Annotated in this window: 18 protein-coding genes; 7 read left to right on the top strand and 11 right to left on the bottom strand. The window is 63.0% G+C overall.

Annotation, left to right across the window (positions count from 1 at the left end):
* Window position 1: 1 nt before the first annotated feature.
* From NKH71_RS19420 to NKH71_RS19380, 9 genes are all read right to left on the bottom strand, one after another.
* Entirely contained in the window at window positions 2-1207 is a 1206-nt protein-coding gene (locus tag NKH71_RS19420; protein ID WP_352791051.1) for a CaiB/BaiF CoA transferase family protein, read from the bottom strand.
* A gap of 17 nt (window positions 1208-1224) precedes the next feature.
* A complete protein-coding gene (locus tag NKH71_RS19415) occupies window positions 1225-2010 on the bottom strand; it encodes an SDR family NAD(P)-dependent oxidoreductase (protein ID WP_352895277.1) in 786 nt (261 codons plus the stop codon).
* A 1-nt stretch (window position 2011) separates the two neighbouring features.
* Window positions 2012-3007, bottom strand: a complete 996-nt coding sequence (locus NKH71_RS19410) for an ABC transporter permease (RefSeq protein ID WP_352791047.1) — start codon at window positions 3005-3007, stop codon at window positions 2012-2014.
* 30 nt (window positions 3008-3037) lie between these two features.
* A complete protein-coding gene (locus NKH71_RS19405) occupies window positions 3038-4570 on the bottom strand; it encodes a sugar ABC transporter ATP-binding protein (protein WP_352791045.1) in 1533 nt (510 codons plus the stop codon).
* The gene (locus NKH71_RS19400; RefSeq protein WP_352791043.1) at window positions 4560-5543 is read right to left on the bottom strand and encodes an ABC transporter permease; all 984 of its coding nucleotides are present in this window, start codon (window positions 5541-5543) and stop codon (window positions 4560-4562) included. Before NKH71_RS19400 ends, NKH71_RS19405 begins: the two co-directional genes overlap by 11 nt.
* Before the next feature lie 138 nt (window positions 5544-5681).
* Entirely contained in the window at window positions 5682-6713 is a 1032-nt protein-coding gene (locus NKH71_RS19395) for a sugar ABC transporter substrate-binding protein (RefSeq protein ID WP_352481457.1), read from the bottom strand.
* A 23-nt stretch (window positions 6714-6736) separates the two neighbouring features.
* The gene (locus NKH71_RS19390) at window positions 6737-7588 is read right to left on the bottom strand and encodes an IclR family transcriptional regulator (protein WP_352548037.1); all 852 of its coding nucleotides are present in this window, start codon (window positions 7586-7588) and stop codon (window positions 6737-6739) included.
* Window positions 7588-8730: an extracellular solute-binding protein gene (locus NKH71_RS19385; RefSeq protein ID WP_352791040.1), complete on the bottom strand. Its 1143-nt coding sequence runs from the start codon at window positions 8728-8730 to the stop codon at window positions 7588-7590. The genes NKH71_RS19390 and NKH71_RS19385 overlap by 1 nt, the downstream gene beginning before the upstream one ends.
* A gap of 32 nt (window positions 8731-8762) precedes the next feature.
* The gene (locus tag NKH71_RS19380; protein WP_352791038.1) at window positions 8763-8969 is read right to left on the bottom strand and encodes a hypothetical protein; all 207 of its coding nucleotides are present in this window, start codon (window positions 8967-8969) and stop codon (window positions 8763-8765) included.
* Window positions 8970-9338: 369 nt separating this feature from the next.
* On the opposite strand from NKH71_RS19380, the gene cyoA reads away from it, so the two are divergent.
* The 7 genes from cyoA to NKH71_RS19345 all read left to right on the top strand — a co-directional run bounded on the left by cyoA (window position 9339) and on the right by NKH71_RS19345 (window position 15412).
* Entirely contained in the window at window positions 9339-10262 is a 924-nt protein-coding gene (gene cyoA, locus NKH71_RS19375; protein WP_352791037.1) for a ubiquinol oxidase subunit II, read from the top strand.
* Between the two features lie 2 nt (window positions 10263-10264).
* Window positions 10265-12271: a cytochrome o ubiquinol oxidase subunit I gene (gene cyoB, locus NKH71_RS19370; protein ID WP_352481453.1), complete on the top strand. Its 2007-nt coding sequence runs from the start codon at window positions 10265-10267 to the stop codon at window positions 12269-12271.
* Entirely contained in the window at window positions 12268-12921 is a 654-nt protein-coding gene (gene cyoC / locus NKH71_RS19365; protein WP_023720495.1) for a cytochrome o ubiquinol oxidase subunit III, read from the top strand. The genes cyoB and cyoC overlap by 4 nt, the downstream gene beginning before the upstream one ends.
* Window positions 12918-13346, top strand: coding sequence for a cytochrome o ubiquinol oxidase subunit IV (gene cyoD / locus NKH71_RS19360; protein WP_023720496.1), 429 nt, complete (start codon window positions 12918-12920; stop codon window positions 13344-13346). The genes cyoC and cyoD overlap by 4 nt, the downstream gene beginning before the upstream one ends.
* 273 nt (window positions 13347-13619) lie before the next feature.
* Window positions 13620-14825 (top strand): DUF3182 family protein, encoded by a 1206-nt coding sequence (locus NKH71_RS19355; RefSeq protein ID WP_023720497.1) that lies wholly within the window; start codon window positions 13620-13622, stop codon window positions 14823-14825.
* Window positions 14826-14834: 9 nt separating this feature from the next.
* On the top strand, window positions 14835-15173 hold the full coding sequence (locus NKH71_RS19350; protein WP_352481452.1) for a SpoIIAA family protein: 339 nt from the start codon (window positions 14835-14837) through the stop codon (window positions 15171-15173).
* A 23-nt stretch (window positions 15174-15196) separates the two neighbouring features.
* A complete protein-coding gene (locus NKH71_RS19345) occupies window positions 15197-15412 on the top strand; it encodes a hypothetical protein (protein ID WP_352481451.1) in 216 nt (71 codons plus the stop codon).
* A gap of 42 nt (window positions 15413-15454) precedes the next feature.
* Here the strand turns inward: NKH71_RS19345 and NKH71_RS19340 are convergent, their stop codons facing one another.
* Together NKH71_RS19340 and NKH71_RS19335 are read right to left on the bottom strand one after the other, a co-directional pair.
* Complete coding sequence (locus tag NKH71_RS19340; protein WP_352481450.1) at window positions 15455-15778, bottom strand: hypothetical protein; 324 nt, start codon at window positions 15776-15778, stop codon at window positions 15455-15457.
* A gap of 190 nt (window positions 15779-15968) precedes the next feature.
* Window positions 15969-16406: an Lrp/AsnC family transcriptional regulator gene (locus NKH71_RS19335; RefSeq protein ID WP_352481449.1), complete on the bottom strand. Its 438-nt coding sequence runs from the start codon at window positions 16404-16406 to the stop codon at window positions 15969-15971.
* Window positions 16407-16524 lie beyond the last annotated feature (118 nt).

Below are 16524 nucleotides of genomic sequence, written 5' to 3'. Positions count from 1 at the left end.
GTCAGGCAGCATCCACGGTCATGTCGCCGGACGCCTCAAGTGCTGCAATCTCGCCGCTGGAGAGGCCGAACTCGGCCAGTATCTCGCGGCCATGCTGGCCGACCAGCGGCGCCGGCCGCTCTATGGTAGCCGGCGTCTCGCTCATCTTGACGGCCGGTGCGACCACCCTGACCTTGCCACCGCGCGGATGATCGTAGCTGGTGATCATGCCCAGGTGCTTGACCTGCGGGTCCTCGGCCGCGCGCCTTATGTCCTTCACCTCGGCACACCAGATGTCGGCTGCCAGCAGCCGCGCCAGCAGATCCTGCGTCGCAAACTTCCTGGTCTCGGCGTTGACCTTGTCGAACACTTCGTCGCGTTTGTCGAACAAGATCTTGAGATCGTCGTAGACGGCCAGCTGCGGCGCCTCCAGCACTTCATACAGCGTCTTGAACGGGCTCATGGCGATCGACACGTAGCCGCCGTCCTTTGCTTCGTAGATGCCGAACGGCGCCTGCATGCCGGGATGGCCGATGCCGGAATTCGGGCGCACGAAATCCTCGCCGAGATTGAGCACGGCGACATATTCCTGGTTGAGATGCGCCAGCATGCCGGCCAGCAGATTGACCTCGATCTTCTGGCCCTTGCCGGTCTTCTCGCGATAGTAGAGCGCCGACAGGATCCCGTAGACCATGTTCATCGCGCCGATCTGGTCGGCGAGCCCGGCACCCGCCGGGACCGGAGCCTGGTCGCCGCGGCCTGTGTTGGAGATCAGCCCAGACAGCCCCTGGATCAGCATGTCCTGGCCGGGACGCTCGACATAGGGGCCTTCCTCGCCATAGCCGGAGCCCGAGCAATAGATGATGCCGGGATTGACCGTCTTGAAGTCCTCGTAGCCGTAGCCGAGCCTGGCGAGCACGCCGGGGCGGAAATTCTGCACCACCACATCGGCCTTCTTCGCCATATCCATGATGATGGCATGTACCTTGCGGCTCTTCAGGTTGAGCGCGATGGAGCGCTTGTTGCGGTTCCAGGCGAGGAAATTCGGGCTTTCGGAGCCGCCGACCCATTTGGCGAAGAAGGTCATGCCGCGGAACATGTCGCCGGCGCCGGCACGCTCGATCTTGATGACGTCGGCGCCCATGTCGCCGAGCAGCTGCGTGGCGAACGGCCCTTGCAGCAGATGGCTGAAATCGAGAATGCGGACGCCTTCGAGGGCCTTGTTCATTTTTGTCTCGTTGGTTGTCAAAGCAGGTCGGGTACGTAGCGGGGTGCTGCGGTGAGGCCGCCGTCGACGCGCAGGTCGGTGCCGGTGGTGAAGCCGGCGGCGTCGGAGGCCAGATAGACAGCGGCTTCGGCCACTTCGGACGGTTTGCCGATGCGGCCGAGCGGATGCATCTTGACCCAGGCCTTGGCGAGGTTGCCGCCGATCTCTTTGACCAGTTTATCGTTCATTGGCGTGTTGATGGTGCCGGGCGAGATCGAGTTGACGCGAATGTTGAGCGGGCCGAACTCGACCGCCATCTGGCGCGTCATCGCCATCACCGCACCCTTGGCGCCGGCATAGGCGGTCCAGCCGTCGAGCCCGATATGACCTTGCGCCGAGGCCATGTTGATGATCGAGCCGGATTTCTGCGCGATCATGTGCGGCAGCGCATATTTGCAGCCGCGGAACACGCTGGTCAGGTTGACCGCGATCAGCCGGTGCCATTGCTCGTCGCTCATTTCGTGAACCGGCATGCCGCCGATGGCGATGGCGGCATTGTTGACCAGAATGTCGAGATGGCCGGTCTTGGCGACGGCTGCGTCGATGAGGGCGGCGATATCGGCCTCCTCCGCCACGTCGCAATGGACGTAGTCGGCGCGATGGCCGGCGGCGCGCAGTTCCGCGGCGAATTTTTCACCCTTCTCGTCGGCGATGTCGCCGAGGAAGACGTGCGCGCCTTCCCTTGCCATCGCCTCGCTGATCGCATGGCCGATGCCGTCGGCGGCGCCGGTAACGATTGCGGTTTTCCCTTTGAGACGATCCATATCAGCCTCCAATGGCGCGCCGGCGCTTTGCTTCGTCGAAGGCGACGGCGGCAATGATGATCATGCCGGTGATGACCAGTTGCCACTCGGTCGGCAGGCCGAGACCGCGCAGCCCGTTGGACAGGAATTGCAGGATCAGCACGCCAAGCGCCATGCCGGTCAGGCTGCCGATGCCGCCGGCAAGGCTCACGCCGCCGAGCACGGTGGCAGCGACGACCTGGAACTCGAAATTCAGCCCGGCCGTATGCTGGGCAGAGCCGACGCGGGCGGCCAGGATGATGCCGGCAACCGTTGCCAGCAGTGCGCTGATGATGAAGCAGATGAACTTGACGCGGCGCACGTCGTAGCCTGCCAGCCGTGCCACTTCCGGATTGCCGCCGACGGCATAGATCTGCCGTCCGAACGGCCGGTGCTGCATGATGTAGGCGAAGACGGCGAGCAGGACGATGGCGATGACCGCCGAATAGGGAATGACATTGAACAGGCGGCCGTCCGACAGCGCAATGAAGCTGTCGAGCGCGGCATCGTCGGGGATGGCGCGCTGGCCGGTGTAGAGATAGACGCCGCCGCGCATGATGAACATCGTGCCCAGCGTCACGATCAGCGAGTTGATGCCGGCATAGGCCGTCAGATAGCCGTTCACCACGCCGATGATCAGCCCGAACAGCAGCGCACCACTGATGCCGAGCAGCAGCGAGTTGGTTTCGTTCATGATGATGATCAGCGGCAGGGCGATGGTCGCCAGCAGCGACCCTATCGAGATGTCGACCTCGCCGGACATGAAGACGATGGCGCAGCCGATGCCGGCGGTGAGCGCCAGCGACGCCTGTCCGAGCACATTGGTGATGTTGCGCACCGAGAAGAAGTTCTCTGCCGTCAGGGAAAAGAACGCAATCACCAGGATCAGGCAAAGCAGCAGGGCGAGCTCCTGCCGCGCCAGGAATCGTGCCAGCATGGATGGCCCGGCTTTGATGGACTGGGTGCCTGCAAGACTCATCGCTTGCTCCCTTTGCGAAGCGTCATCATCTTATCCGATCGCCGCATTGAGGATTTTCTCCTGCGTGGCCTCGTCGCGAGGCATGATCGCGGTGAGGCGGCCTTCGCACATCACCGCGATGCGGTCTGCAAGGCCCAGCAGTTCGGGCATTTCGGACGTCATCATGACGACCGCCAAGCCTTCGCCGGCGAGCCGGTCGATGAGCGCGAAAATCTCCGACTTGGCGCCGACGTCGATGCCGCGGGTCGGTTCGTCGACGACGATCACCTTGAGACCGCGCATCAGCCAGCGCGAGATCAGCACTTTCTGCTGATTGCCGCCGGACAGATTCTTGACCTGCTGGAACAGGCTGGGCGTCCTGATGCGAAAACGGTCGACATAGTCCTGCACCGCCTTGCGTTCCCTGGCCTTGTCGACGAAGCCCATTCTGGCGAAGGCACCGAGCGAGGCGAGGCTGGCATTCTGGTAGACCGGCAGCTCGCCCATCAGCCCTTCGCTCTTGCGATCCTCGGTGAGCAGTCCGATGCCGAGCCGGACGCCGGTGTGGGTGTCGTGCGGCAGCAGCCGGCTGCCATCGACCGAAATGGCGCCGGAAGTGATCGGGTCGTAACCGACGATGGCCTTGGCGAGCTCCGTCCGGCCGGCCCCCATGAGGCCGAAGAAGCCGAGGACCTCGCCGGCATGCGCCTCGAACGATACGTCCTTCAGCTTCCTGGCGGTGCTGAGCCCTTCAACGGAAAGCGCGACCTTGCTGCCCGGCGCGCCGCGTTTGCGCGGGAACAGGTTTTCGATGCGCCGGCCGATCATGTCCTGGATCAGCGTATCGTTGGTGTGCTCGCCGATCGGCCTGGTCGAGACGTGACGGCCATCGCGCAGCACGGTCACGGTGTCGGCGATCTCGAAGACCTCGTCGAGCTTGTGGCTGACATAGAGCACCGCGATGCCGAGAGCGGCCAACCGGCGGATGACGGTGAACAGCAGCGAGACCTCGTTCGGCGTCAGCGAGGAGGTAGGCTCGTCCATCACCACGACGCGGGCTTCATGGGCGAGCGCGCGGGCGATCTCGACCATCTGCTGCTGGCTGACCGGCAGCGATCCCGTGCGCGCCGCCGGGTCGACGTTGAAGCCGATGCGCTTGAACAGAGCGGCCGCATCGGCACGGATCTTCTTCCAGTCGATCGAGCCGCCCTTGCCGGTCGGATAGCCCTCGAGGAAGATGTTTTCGGCGACGCTGAACTCGGCGATCAGCGCGATCTCCTGGAACACCACCTTGATGCCGTCTTTCAGGCTGTCGCGCGGCGACTTGATGTCGGCCTCACGGCCGCGCAGGCGGATGGTGCCGGCATCCTTGCCGTAGACCCCGGCCATGATCTTGATCAGCGTCGACTTGCCGGCGCCGTTCTCGCCCATCAGGGCGTGGATCTTGCCGGGTTCCAGGGTGAGGTCGACATTGTCCAGCGCCACCACGCCGGGAAAGCGCTTGCCGATGCCGCGCATCTCGAGCGCCGGCACGCTTTTATCGACGGCCGCGGTTTTGCCGGGGTGGAGGAAATCAACCGACATTGGCTCTGTTCCGGACGATGTCGAGATAGGTCGCCAGGATGATGACGATGCCAGGCACCACCATCTGCAGGTCCTGGTTCCAGCCGAGGATGATGATGCCGTTGTCGATGACCTTCAGCACCAGCACGCCCAGCAATGTGCCGAGCAGCGAGCCGCGGCCGCCAAGCAGGCTGGTGCCGCCGAGGATGACGGCGGCAATCACAGTCAGCTCGAAGCCGCGGCCGGCGGTCGGCTGGCCGGCATTCATCAGCGACGACAGGATCATGCCGGCAATGCCGACGCAAAGGCCGGTGACGACGAAGGCGAACAGTTTCAGGCGTTGCGAGCGCACGCCGGAGAGGCGAACCGCCCGCTCATTGGCGCCGACCGCGTAAAGATAGCGGCCGAGCGTGGTGATGCGCAGCGTTGCCGCGGCCAGCGCGAAAATCAGCGCGGCAATCACCACCGGCAGCGGGATCGCGCCGATATAGCCGGCGCCGAGATCGGTAAAGCTTGCAAGCCGGTGGTGGTTCTGCACCGCTTCGCGGGTGAACAGATAGACGCCGCCCTGCAGCATCATCATGGTGCCGATGGTGGCGATCAGCGAGTTCACCTTGAGCCTGGTGACAACCAGCCCGTTGAACAGGCCGACCGCACCGGAAAAGGCGAGCGCCGCCAGCAGGCCGAGCGTCAGGCTGTGCGTTGAATTGAGTACGGCCATGCCGATGCAGCCGACAAAGGCCAGCGACGCACCGACCGACAGGTCGACTTCAGCGGTGATGATCAGCATCGTCATGCCGGAGGCGACGATCAGCACCAGCGCGCATTGGCGCAGGATGGCGATGATGTTGGCCTCGGAATAGAATTGCGGCGCCGCAATCGAGATGGCGATGCAGAGCACGGCCAGGATCACGCCGAGCACCAGCTGGCTGCTGCCCAGCAGCTGGCCGCCGATGAAACGCCTTGGCGCGGAGGATTGCGTAAGCTCGCTCATGTCCATTTCATTTCCGGGCCGCATCGGGTGCCGTCGCCGTTTGGAAACTGCCGGCCAAAACAGGGCGGTTGACCTGTTTTGCCGCCTGCATCCGATCCGATGCCCTTCCCGCGGCGCGGGAAGGGCTACCCGGAATCCTTACTTCTTCAGGTCGGCGGAAGTTTTCATGCATTTTTCCGGTGGCTGAAGCGCATTGACGGCATCCCATTTGATCGTTCGTGTGGTGCCGTCGTAGTCGTAGAACTTCTTCCAGTCGTCGCCGTTCATCGGCGCGGTCGGGCTGACGATGTGTTCCGGCACCTCTTCGCCGTTGAAGAGCTTAACCGCTGCATCGATGGCGGTGTAGCCTTCCTTTTCCGGGAACATCGCGGCTTCGATGCGATAGGACGGCTCGTTCTGCATGGCATTGATGAAGGCAAGGCCTTCGCCGCCGGTGCCGACCGTCAACAGGCCATCCTGCGACTTGCCGGCCGCTTTCCAGGCCTGAAGGCCGCCGAGCGACGAGGAATCGTTGATGCCGTAGATGATGTTGATGTCGGCGTTCTTGGCAAGTGCCGCCGAAGAGACTTCGAGCGCGCGGTCCGGATTGCCGCCGCCGTCGAGGTCGTGGACCATGACCGCGTCGGGGACGATGGTCTTCAGGCCGTCCATGAAACCCTGCGAACGCAGCACCGTGGCGGACAGCAGCGGCAGGCCGACATTCATCACCTTGGCTTTGCCTTCGAGCTTTTCCTTGGCGTATTTGCCGGCTTCAACGCCGGCGGTGTAGCCGGTGTCGTAGTCGCAGATCGCGACCATGGTGGTCATGCCCTTGACCGGATTGCCTTCGAGCACGACCGGAACGTTGTTGGATTTCGCCTGGCGCAGTAGCGGCACGACGCCTTCCTCGTTGACGGGCGTGACAATCAGCACGTCGACGCCTTTGGCCATGAAGTCTTCGGCGGCGGAAACCTCCTTGGCGATGTCGAGATTGGCGTCCTGCACCTCGAGTTCGATGCCGAGTTCCTTGGCGCGGGCCTGCATGCCCTTGATGACGTTCTGATACCACTCATGCGTGGCGTAATTGGTGACGTAGCCGATGCGCTTCGGCATGTTTTCGGCCTGTGCCGCGGCGGCGCTCAGAGCCAGCGCGGCCGCCGATGCAAACAGCATTGATTTGGACCAGTTCATGTTTCTTCTCCCTGTATTTCTTGTCAGTTGCTGAACGGATAGTCCCGCCGTTCCGGGTCGGCACGTGAAGGGTAGGCAGCTTCACCCGCGCCCAGCGCCGCCGATATCGTCTCGGCGGCCGCCTTAGTCCGTTCAAAGACGGTCTTGCGATCGAAGCGGGCGGCCTTTTGCGGCAGGAACGGGACTGTGAGCGCGGCAATGACCGCGCCGGTATGGTCGCGCACCGGCATCGAGATGTTGGTGCAGCCCTCGACAGCCAGCGAGGCGCGCATTTCATAGCCGAGCCTTGCGACGTCGTTCAGCCGCGCTTCGATTTCCGCCCGGCTGCCTTGGCCTTCGCCCGCAGCGACGATCCGTTCGACGATGCGGTCGCGCTCGGCGCGGCTCGAATGCGCCAGCAGCACCGCGCCGGAGCTCGTTTCGAGGATCGGGAAATGTGAGCCGAGGGCAACCGAATAACGCATCGGCAAAGGCGAATCGATCTGCAGCACGACCAGCGCGCTCTCGCCTTCGCGCACGACCAGATGGCAGCTCTGATCGGCATTGGCGGCGAGGCCACGCATTACCGGCAGCGCGCATTCAACCAGGCGGTTTACCGGCGGATGCATATGCGCCAGCTCGAATAGCTTCAGCGACAGGCGGAAGCGGTCCGATTGCGTCCGGAAAATGTAGCCGCGCTTCTCCAGCAGCAGCAGGATGCGGTAGATCTCGTGAATGGAGCGCCCCATTCCGGTGGCGATCTCTGTCTGGGTCAGCGGCTCGCCGCTGGCAGCCATGAATTCCAGGATATCGAGCGCCTTCTCCACAGCGGGCACGCGGTAGCCGTTGCGGCCGCTTTCGCCTTCGTCGACGATCTGGGCAATATCGGCGGCCATTACGCGACGCTCCGTTGCGGCTGGCCATGCCTGGTCTCGCGATAGAGCCGGTTCAGCCGGTCCGCGAGCTCCGCCGCCGGCAATTCGCCGGCGATGGCCGCCGCGGCATGAGGGGCGCATTGGCGGAAGAAGCTGATGAAGCCCGCATGGGTCGGGCGTAGATAGGAGGCTTCGATGGTCGCCAGCGTCGAGGCGAAGAAGCCGCCCGAGAGCGCGTTGACCTCGGTATCCTGCCACGCCGCCAGCGACCCCGGCTGTCCGCCGGATTTCACATAGTCGCCGCGCTGATAGCCGGGCGAGCACAGAAACAGCGCGTAGTCGATGGCTGCCTGTTTGTGTTGCGATTGCGTGCTGACGCCGATGCCGGCGCCGCCGAGCAAGGCGCCGGCGGATCGCGGCGTCGGCACATCGGCGAAGCGCAGATACGGCCTGTCTGCCTTGAAGGCATAGTTCACATAGCCGAAGGCGAACGGCACGTAGACCACATCGTCATGCGCGATCATATGATCGTAGCAGCGGATCGGGTTCCATTTCGCCGAGTCCGGATGCGACAGCGCCGCAAGCTGGCGCAATTGCCCAACGGCCTGCTCGATTTTTTCCCTGGCAATGAACTCGTCGCCGTCTTCCCGCGGTTCGCCCAGCGTCAAAAGCAGGCACATGGCGTCAGTCGGCACCAACGGCAGCCCAAGCCATTTGCCGTCCTTCAAGGCGCGCCGGCCGAGCTCCAGCACCTCGTCATGGCTGCGCGGCAGCGGCCCGTAGCGCTCCAGGAGATCGGGGCGATACGAGGCAACCTGGCAGGCAGCATCGATCGGCAACGCCCATTGGCGCCCGTCCCTTGCGTAGGATTGCCAGGATGCGCCGACCGAATCCCGTTCGAAGCCGCGGCGCTGCTCAGCCGACAAATCGAACGGCACCATCAGCCCGCCTTCGGCAATATCGCCGATGAACGGATGGTCGAACACGACAAGATCATAGGCGCCGAGCACCGGACCAAGCGCGCCCTCGCCGAACTCGTAGAGGCTGCGGCGGTCCCATTCGATCTCAAGACCGGGATTGGCGGCACAATACGGCCCGATGCTGGCGTCGAGCGGACCCCAGCAGCGTCGGTGATCCCACGCGAGACCGCGCAGTCTTGTCATGCCCGAAATTCCTCCCTGAACTGCCCAGCCGATTAGTAGCAACTATTTTCACCTAGACAAGTAATTTTTACATACGCAAAACCAGTCTCGGCTCCGTTTGGCAGGGAAACCGCCCAACCGCCGCTGGTGCGCATCGCATTGTCGCCGGCCTTCAACCAAAGGCTGCGACGGGTCTGGCTTTTTGGAACTTTCGCGACGAACATACGTTCGGTTGGCGCAACCATCTTGAGCAGCATCATTGGGCAGCGTCACTGGATTCAGCGCCGAGTCGTAGGGAGCGGACGAAATGGCCCAACTGTGGGCGCGGCCATGAACCGGTTTGCCGCCTTGGCATTCGCCACGTTTCTGGCGATAACTTCGATCTGGGTACTGTTTCTGGTTTCTTAAGATTTGGCTTTGGTTGCGTGGGATTTGCCGCTGGTTTGTTAGGATTTGGAGGGGTTCTCGACAGGTTGACCGCTTAACGACATCCACGGCATGTGGTTCTGCCAGCCGGAGCCGCGTGCGTGAAGAAACTGTCGCCAGGAGCACACCGGCGCGCACATTCGGGGTTGGCAGCCACGCTGCCTGCAACGTTCCAATCGGTTTTCAGGAAACGGCGAGATCTCATGTTGCCGAGGGCGATCGTTCGAAACTGTGCCGCCATCCGTCCCGGCCGCATCGGCGCGTCGATGCTTCTTGCCGGGCTGCTTGTCGGCTGCCAGGGCGGCGTGCTCGACCCACAAGGGCCGGTGGGGGCGGCGCAGCGGACGATCCTGCTCAATTCGGTTGCCATCATGCTGGCCATCGTCATCCCGACGATCGTGGCGACGCTCGGCTTTGCCTGGTGGTTCCGGGAAACCAACACAAGAGCGCGGTATCTGCCGGAATGGGCCTATTCCGGACGCATCGAACTGGTGGTCTGGTCGATCCCTATCCTCGTCATCCTATTTCTGAGCGGCATCATCTGGATCGGGTCGCATGACCTCGATCCAATGAAGCCGCTGGATTCCCAGCAAAAGCCGCTTGAGGTGCAGGTCGTCTCGCTCGACTGGAAATGGCTGTTCATCTACCCTGAGCAGAACGTCGCGAGCATCAACCAGCTCGTGGTGCCGGCGGGCAGGCCGGTGCATTTCTCGCTTACCTCGGCAAGTGTCATGAACGCGTTCTTCGTGCCTCAGCTCGGCGGCATGATCTACACGATGAACGGCATGACGACGCAGCTTCACCTGCAGGCGGACCAGCAGGGCGAATTCTATGGGCGGTCGGCCCATTTCAGCGGCGACGGCTTTCCAGGCATGCAATTCGTGCTGCATGCTGTCGCGGTGGACGACTTCGACGCGTTCGTCAATTCGGCGCGAAGCCAGGGACAGGCACTCGACAAGGCCAGCTACCAGGAACTGGCCCGACAGAGCCTGGACGTGCCGCCTTCGACCTATCGCTCGGTCGAGCCGGATCTTTTCCATGAAATCGCGACGCAGGGCGTTCCGCCCGCGCCCGGCCCCCAGGCCGGTCGCCCCGAGCCGAGCGTATCGCCCAAGACAGGAGGCTGACAATGCTCGGAAAATTGAGCTGGGACGTCATTCCGTTCGATCAGCCTCTGCCGATGATCGCCTCGGCGGTCGTCGCCCTGGCAATCCTCGGCGTGCTGGCCTGGGTCTTCCTGGCCGGCCATTTCCCCTATCTGTGGCGCGAATGGATCACAAGCGTCGATCACAAGCGGATCGGCGTCATGTACACGCTGCTGGCGCTGCTGATGCTGCTGCGCGGCTTCAGCGACGCCATCATGATGCGGTCCCAGCAGGCCCTCGCCTTCCAGGCGCCCGGCTATCTGCCGCCCGACCACTTCAACCAGGTCTTTTCCGCCCACGGCACCATCATGATCTTTTTCGGGGCGATGCCGTTCGTCATCGGCCTGATGAACCTGGTCGTGCCGCTGCAGCTCGGCGTCCGCGACGTTGCCTTTCCAACGCTCAACTCGGTGAGTTTCTGGCTCACCGCCACCGGTGCGCTGCTGGTCAACATCTCGCTGGTGATCGGCGAATTCGCGCGCACCGGATGGCTGCCCTATCCGCCGCTCAGCGAGACCGCCTACTCGCCGGGCGTCGGCGTCGATTATTATCTGTGGGCAGTGCAGATAGCGGGCGTCGGAACGCTGCTCACCGGCATCAATTTCGTCACCACGATCCTGAAGATGCGGGCGCCCGGCATGAGTTACCTCAGGATGTCGATGTTCTGCTGGACCTCACTCGCCGCCAGCTTGCTCATCGTCGCCGCGTTCCCGGTCCTCACCGCGACGCTCGCGATGCTGACGCTCGACCGCTATTTCGGCTTTCATTTCTTCACCAATGAAGCCGGCGGCAACATGCTGATGTTCGTGAACCTGATCTGGGCCTGGGGCCATCCCGAGGTCTACATCCTCGTCCTGCCGGCGTTCGGCATCTTCTCGGAGGTTATCTCCACGTTCTCCAGCAAGCCGCTGTTCGGCTACCGCTCGATGGTGGCCGCGACGCTCTTCATCTGCATCGTCTCCTTCATGGTGTGGCTGCACCACTTCTTCACCATGGGAGCCGGCGCCGACGTCAACGCCGCGTTCGGCATCGCCACCAGCATTATCGCTGTCGGTACCGGCGTGAAGATCTACAACTGGATGTTCACCATGTATGGCGGCCGCATCCGCTTCGCGACGCCAATGCTGTGGTCGCTGGGCTTCATGGTGACGTTCGTCATCGGCGGCATGACGGGCGTGTTGCTGGCCGTGCCGCCGGCCGATTTCCTGCTCCACAACAGCCTGTTCCTGGTGGCGCATTTCCATAACGTCATCATCGGCGGTGTGCTGTTCGGCGCCTTCGCGGGATATACCTACTGGTTTCCCAAGGCATTCGGATTCCGGCTGCACGAGGGCTGGGGCAAGCTGGCCTTCTGGCTGACGCTGATCGGCTTCTACGCCACCTTCGTGCCGCTCTACACCGTCGGCCTGCTCGGCATGACCCGCCGCATGCAGCATTTCGACGTGCCGGCCTGGTATCCCTGGGTGCTGGTTGCCGGCGCCGGCATGTTAATCACCACCGCCGGCGTGGTCGCCCAGATCATTCAGCTCGTCGTCAGCATCCGACAGCGCGCGGCGCTTCGCGATGTCACCGGGGATCCCTGGGACGGCCGTTCGTTGGAATGGGCCACACCCTCGCCGCCGCCGGTCTTCAACTTCGCCGCGCTTCCGCATGTCGAGGGCGAAGAGCCCTACTGGAGCATCAAGCAGCGGGCACGCGAGCAAAACCGGCTGCGCGACGAGCCTGAATACGAGCCGATCGAGATGCCGCGCAACAGTCCCACCGGGTTCATCTGCGCCTTCTTTGCGACCGTGATGGGTTTCGCCCTCATCTGGCACATCTGGTGGATGGTGGCGCTCGGCGCGCTCGGTGCTTTCGCCACCTTCGTCGTATTCGCGTGGCGCGACATACCCGAATACGTCATTCCTGCCGCCGAAGTCGCCCGGATCGACCGCGCCAACCGAAGTGCCCGCCGCGAGGCGCTGGCCACGTATACGGGGCCAAGGCCATGACCGCGATCGACGTTCGAGAGCGTGACCCCTACCACCTCGGCCATCGCGGGCACGGCCATGCCCCCGGCCATGGCGACGGCGGACCGGCACCGATCCGGATCGTCGTCGGCTACGGCTTCTGGATCTTCCTTCTGAGCGACATCGTGATGTTCTCGGCCTTCTTTGCGGCCTACGCTGTGCTGGCGGGCAAGACGGCGGGCGGACCAAGCGGAGCCGAGCTGTTCGACCTGCGCAACGTCGCGATCGAGACGGCGGCCCTGCTGTTGTCGAGCTTTACCTGCGGTCTCGCCAGCCTCGCCGTGACCGCGCGGCGAAGCTCCTGGTTCTATGTTGCGATGGCTCTCACTTTCGTGCTCGGCGCCAGCTTCATCCTGCTCGAGCTGCGCGAGTTCGCGCATATGATTGCCCGCGATGCCGGACCGACGCGCAGTGCTTTCCTGTCGGCGTTCTTCACGCTGGTGGGATGCCATGGCCTGCACGTGACGGCGGGGCTGCTGTGGCTGCTCACGATGATGGCGCAGATCTTCGCCAAGGGATTCCGCGACGATATTCTTCGGCGTTTCATGTGCTTCAGCCTGTTCTGGCACGCCCTCGACATCATCTGGGTCGCCCTGTTCACGGTGGTCTATCTCCTGGGAGCAAGTCGATGAGCAATGCTGACGACCGCCATGCGCAAAGGCGCGACACCGATGGCCTGGAGCGCTACGACATCGATACGGCGCCGGGTGACGAATACCTCGGCGACGCCGAGGTCGGATCCGGGTTACGCGGCTATGTGATCGGCCTCGGGCTGGCAACGCTGTTGACCATCGCCTCGTTCTGGTTGCTCGGAACCAACCTTATATGGGCACCGGGCATCCCGGTGGCGCTGATTGTGCTGGCGATCGCGCAGATGGGCGTGCATCTCGTCTTCTTCCTGCATATCACGACGGGGCCGGACAACACCAACAACGCCCTGGCGCTTGCCTTCGGCGTGCTGATCGTCGTCCTGGTGATCGGCGGCTCGATCTGGATCATGGCCAACCTCGACCACAATTTGATGCCGACGAATGCGATCATGAACATGAACCGCTAGTGACAGTTCCGGCCGTTGGCCGCAGTTCATGCGACAGCCAGCTCGGTCTCAAGCCCGTTCGAATGTGTCGACGACCTCGGCCGCTCCCAGGGCGCGGGGCGCGGCCTCCTTGAGCACATCCATCACCCTGTCTGAGGCTCCCGCATAAAAACCATGAGCCGCCGATGTTCCGATCGCCGCAACTCGGTCAAACCGGATAGCGCGCCGTTGCCCGGAACATTCGCCGAGGAAGCGGGTTTTTCGGTTCGGACGCATCGCCGCGGAATAACGGCAATGGGCCCGGCAATGGACGAAGGGCGGCGCGACATGACCGGGCTAAGCGGCACACAATCGGGCGGAGCAAAAGGTGTTGTGGTCGCGTTCTCCGCGCCGGGCGGCGAGACCATCTATGCCCACGAATGGGAGACCGTCGCTGCCGTCGCGCGCACGATTGCGGCGTTGAAGGGATTTTCCTTCCGCCAGGGCCTGCGTGACTGGGGCGGTGACAACGGCGGGCTGTATTTCGTGCCGGACGACAGCCTGCTTGCCGCCGATGCGGTCCAACTGGGCATCAACGGGCCCGACGACCTCTTCGGCGGTGTGGTGCCCTGGCGCCTCGCAACCACCAAGGCCATAACCCACGAGCTGGTGGACGGGTCGGCGGCACGGCCAAAAGATTGGCCAACCGGCTTCGGCAGCGCCGTCGGCGCGGCCGTACTGCCAGGCTACACCGCATTTTCACGCGATGACGCGCTGCGCGCAGCGGAACGTCTGCTGCAGCTCGGGCTGGTCCGGTTCAAGCCACCGCGCGCTTCGCGGGGCCGCGACCAGCACACCGCCGCGACGGTCGCCGATATCGAAAGGCTGCTGGAACGATATCCATCCTCCGACCTAAGCGAATACGGGCTTGTTCTCGAAACGGAGCTTCGCGACATTGTCACGCTGAGCATTGGCAGAACCGCGATCGACGGAACATCGGTCAGCTATTACGGCGTGCAGCGGATGACCGCCGACAATGCCGGACAGCCCGTTTACGGCGGATCCGATCTGGTCGTCGTGCGCGGCGGATGGGAAGCGCTCGACAGGCTGCAGCTGTCTCCGGCGCTGACTTTGGCTGTGGCGCAGGCGAGGACCTACGACGCGGCGATGCTTGGCCATCCCGGATTCTTCGCCTCGAGGCGCAACTACGACATCGGCCAAGGTGTCGATTCCTCGGGCATCTGGCGATCGGGTGTGCTGGAAGCCAGCTGGCGGATCGGCGGCAGCAGCACGGCAGAGCTTGCGGCAATGGAGGCCATGACGCGTGACCCCGACGTACAGCTCGTGCATGCGTGCGCGGTCAAGCAATTCGGCAACACCGCGCAGATGCCGCTGAATGCAGAAATCCACTTCCACGGAGAGGACCCCGTGGAGGGCCAAATCACGCGTTATACCGTCGTCACGCAGGCGATCCGAGGACCGGTCAGGAAGCCAGCCGATCGTCATTTTAGGTCGAAGTGAAACACGCTTTTGGCAGGGAACATCCGCGAATGGCCCGAGTTTGTTTCAGGCAGCCAGCCAATCCCGGCCATCGAAGCGAAACTGAGCGACCACAAGGACATCGGCGTCCTGACTGACCTTACCGATTTCGAAGACATGACGGCTGGCGCCTTACGGCGCGACCTGCAGTATGGGCTGAGCAAACTCCGCGAGCTCCACCGCTTCAAACGTGCCGCCGTGATTTCCGACAAGCAGTGGATCAAGGCAGCCACGGAAATGACGGACGCGCTGTTTCCGCAACTCGAGGCGCGGGTGTTCCCGGAAGACGAAAAGGCTCAGGCCCTGAAATGGGTAGCGGCCGTACAATAGCGGCGTTGCCTGGAGGAGTGGCCATGCCCTACGACAAACGACAGGATCCGGAAGGCCTCTGGGAGGTCTATGACAGCGAGAGCGACGAAGCCGTCGTGGTCGGCGGGTTGCCGCTTTCCGGTCTCGACGAGAGCGAAGCCGGTGAAGCGATTGAAAAGCTCAATCGGGGCGAGCTGACGTCGGACAACATCCCCGAGACGGTTCGGTCAGGGTGGCCTCCGACCAAGGACGGATTGTGATGACAACCGGACGGACGTCACCGAGGACGACCGGTCGCGGATCTACGGCGAGGCCTTGACGCCTAACGCGCGGGCCTTGTCCTCGAAGTCGTCGCGAATGTCCTCGATCGTCGGCAGATGCAGGCGTCGCAGCTGGGCGTGCAACTTTTTGGCAGCGTCGGAATTCAGGTCGCGCTTGAAATTGGTCGCGACCTCCTCAGCCGAGCCGTAACGGCGATAGCGCTCGATCTCGGTCTTCGTGGCCTGCTGAACATGTTCGAGCATCTTGCGCTCGGCATCGGATTTTCCGTCGGGTTTGGCCCGCATGACCGGATTGAAGGCTTTGCTGATAACGAATTCGACGAGTTCTTGCTGGGCGTGAGCCATGCTTGTTCTCCCTCGAAGAAGGCCTGTGTGGGCTTGGAACGGTTTCGCGGAAACGCCGAACCGCTCAATCTTTTTGTTTTGACGCAATTCCGAACGGAAAATCGTTCCACGCTTTTCCTGGAATTGCTCTAACCGCGGCAGCAATTGAAGGTTCCGTAGCTTCGTTACCGCTACAGGTCACGGGCGAAGGTCACAGCCGCGCTTTGGTGGTGCGCGGCGTTGCCAGGAGCAGGCTTGTTTCGCTGCCGGTAATTCCGGGGATCAGGCGGATACGTCTCAGCACCGCATCGAACTCGCTCAGCGTCTGGGTTCCGAGTTCTATCACCAGATCCCAACGGCCATTGGTGGTGTGGATCGTCGAGACCTCGGAGAAGCCGCCCAGCGCCCGGATGACGCGATCTGCGGCATGGCCTTCGATTTCGATCATCATGATGCCACGCACCCGCTGATCGACCGCGTCGGCGCGTAGAATGACGGTGTAGCCGACGATGACGCCTCCTCTTTCAAGTCGCTCGATCCGGGACCTTACCGTTGCCCGGGAGACACCCAGGCTAACGGCAAGGTCGGAAATGCTGCGCCGGGCGTCATGCCGCAAAGAGGTGATGATCTGCTCGTCGAGCTGGTCCATGATTGCTCACAACGGAAGTAGATGCTGCCACTATGGTAAGGCACTTCGACAAATTTGCCAATTTGATATGTTCATTCTGCCAGCGATGCGGGGTTCACTAAAGGCATCGTAATTTGGT

This window comes from Mesorhizobium sp. M0983 (assembly GCF_040318975.1).
GTDB lineage: Bacteria > Pseudomonadota > Alphaproteobacteria > Rhizobiales > Rhizobiaceae > Mesorhizobium.
This window is presented reverse-complemented; position numbering and strand designations above follow the sequence as displayed.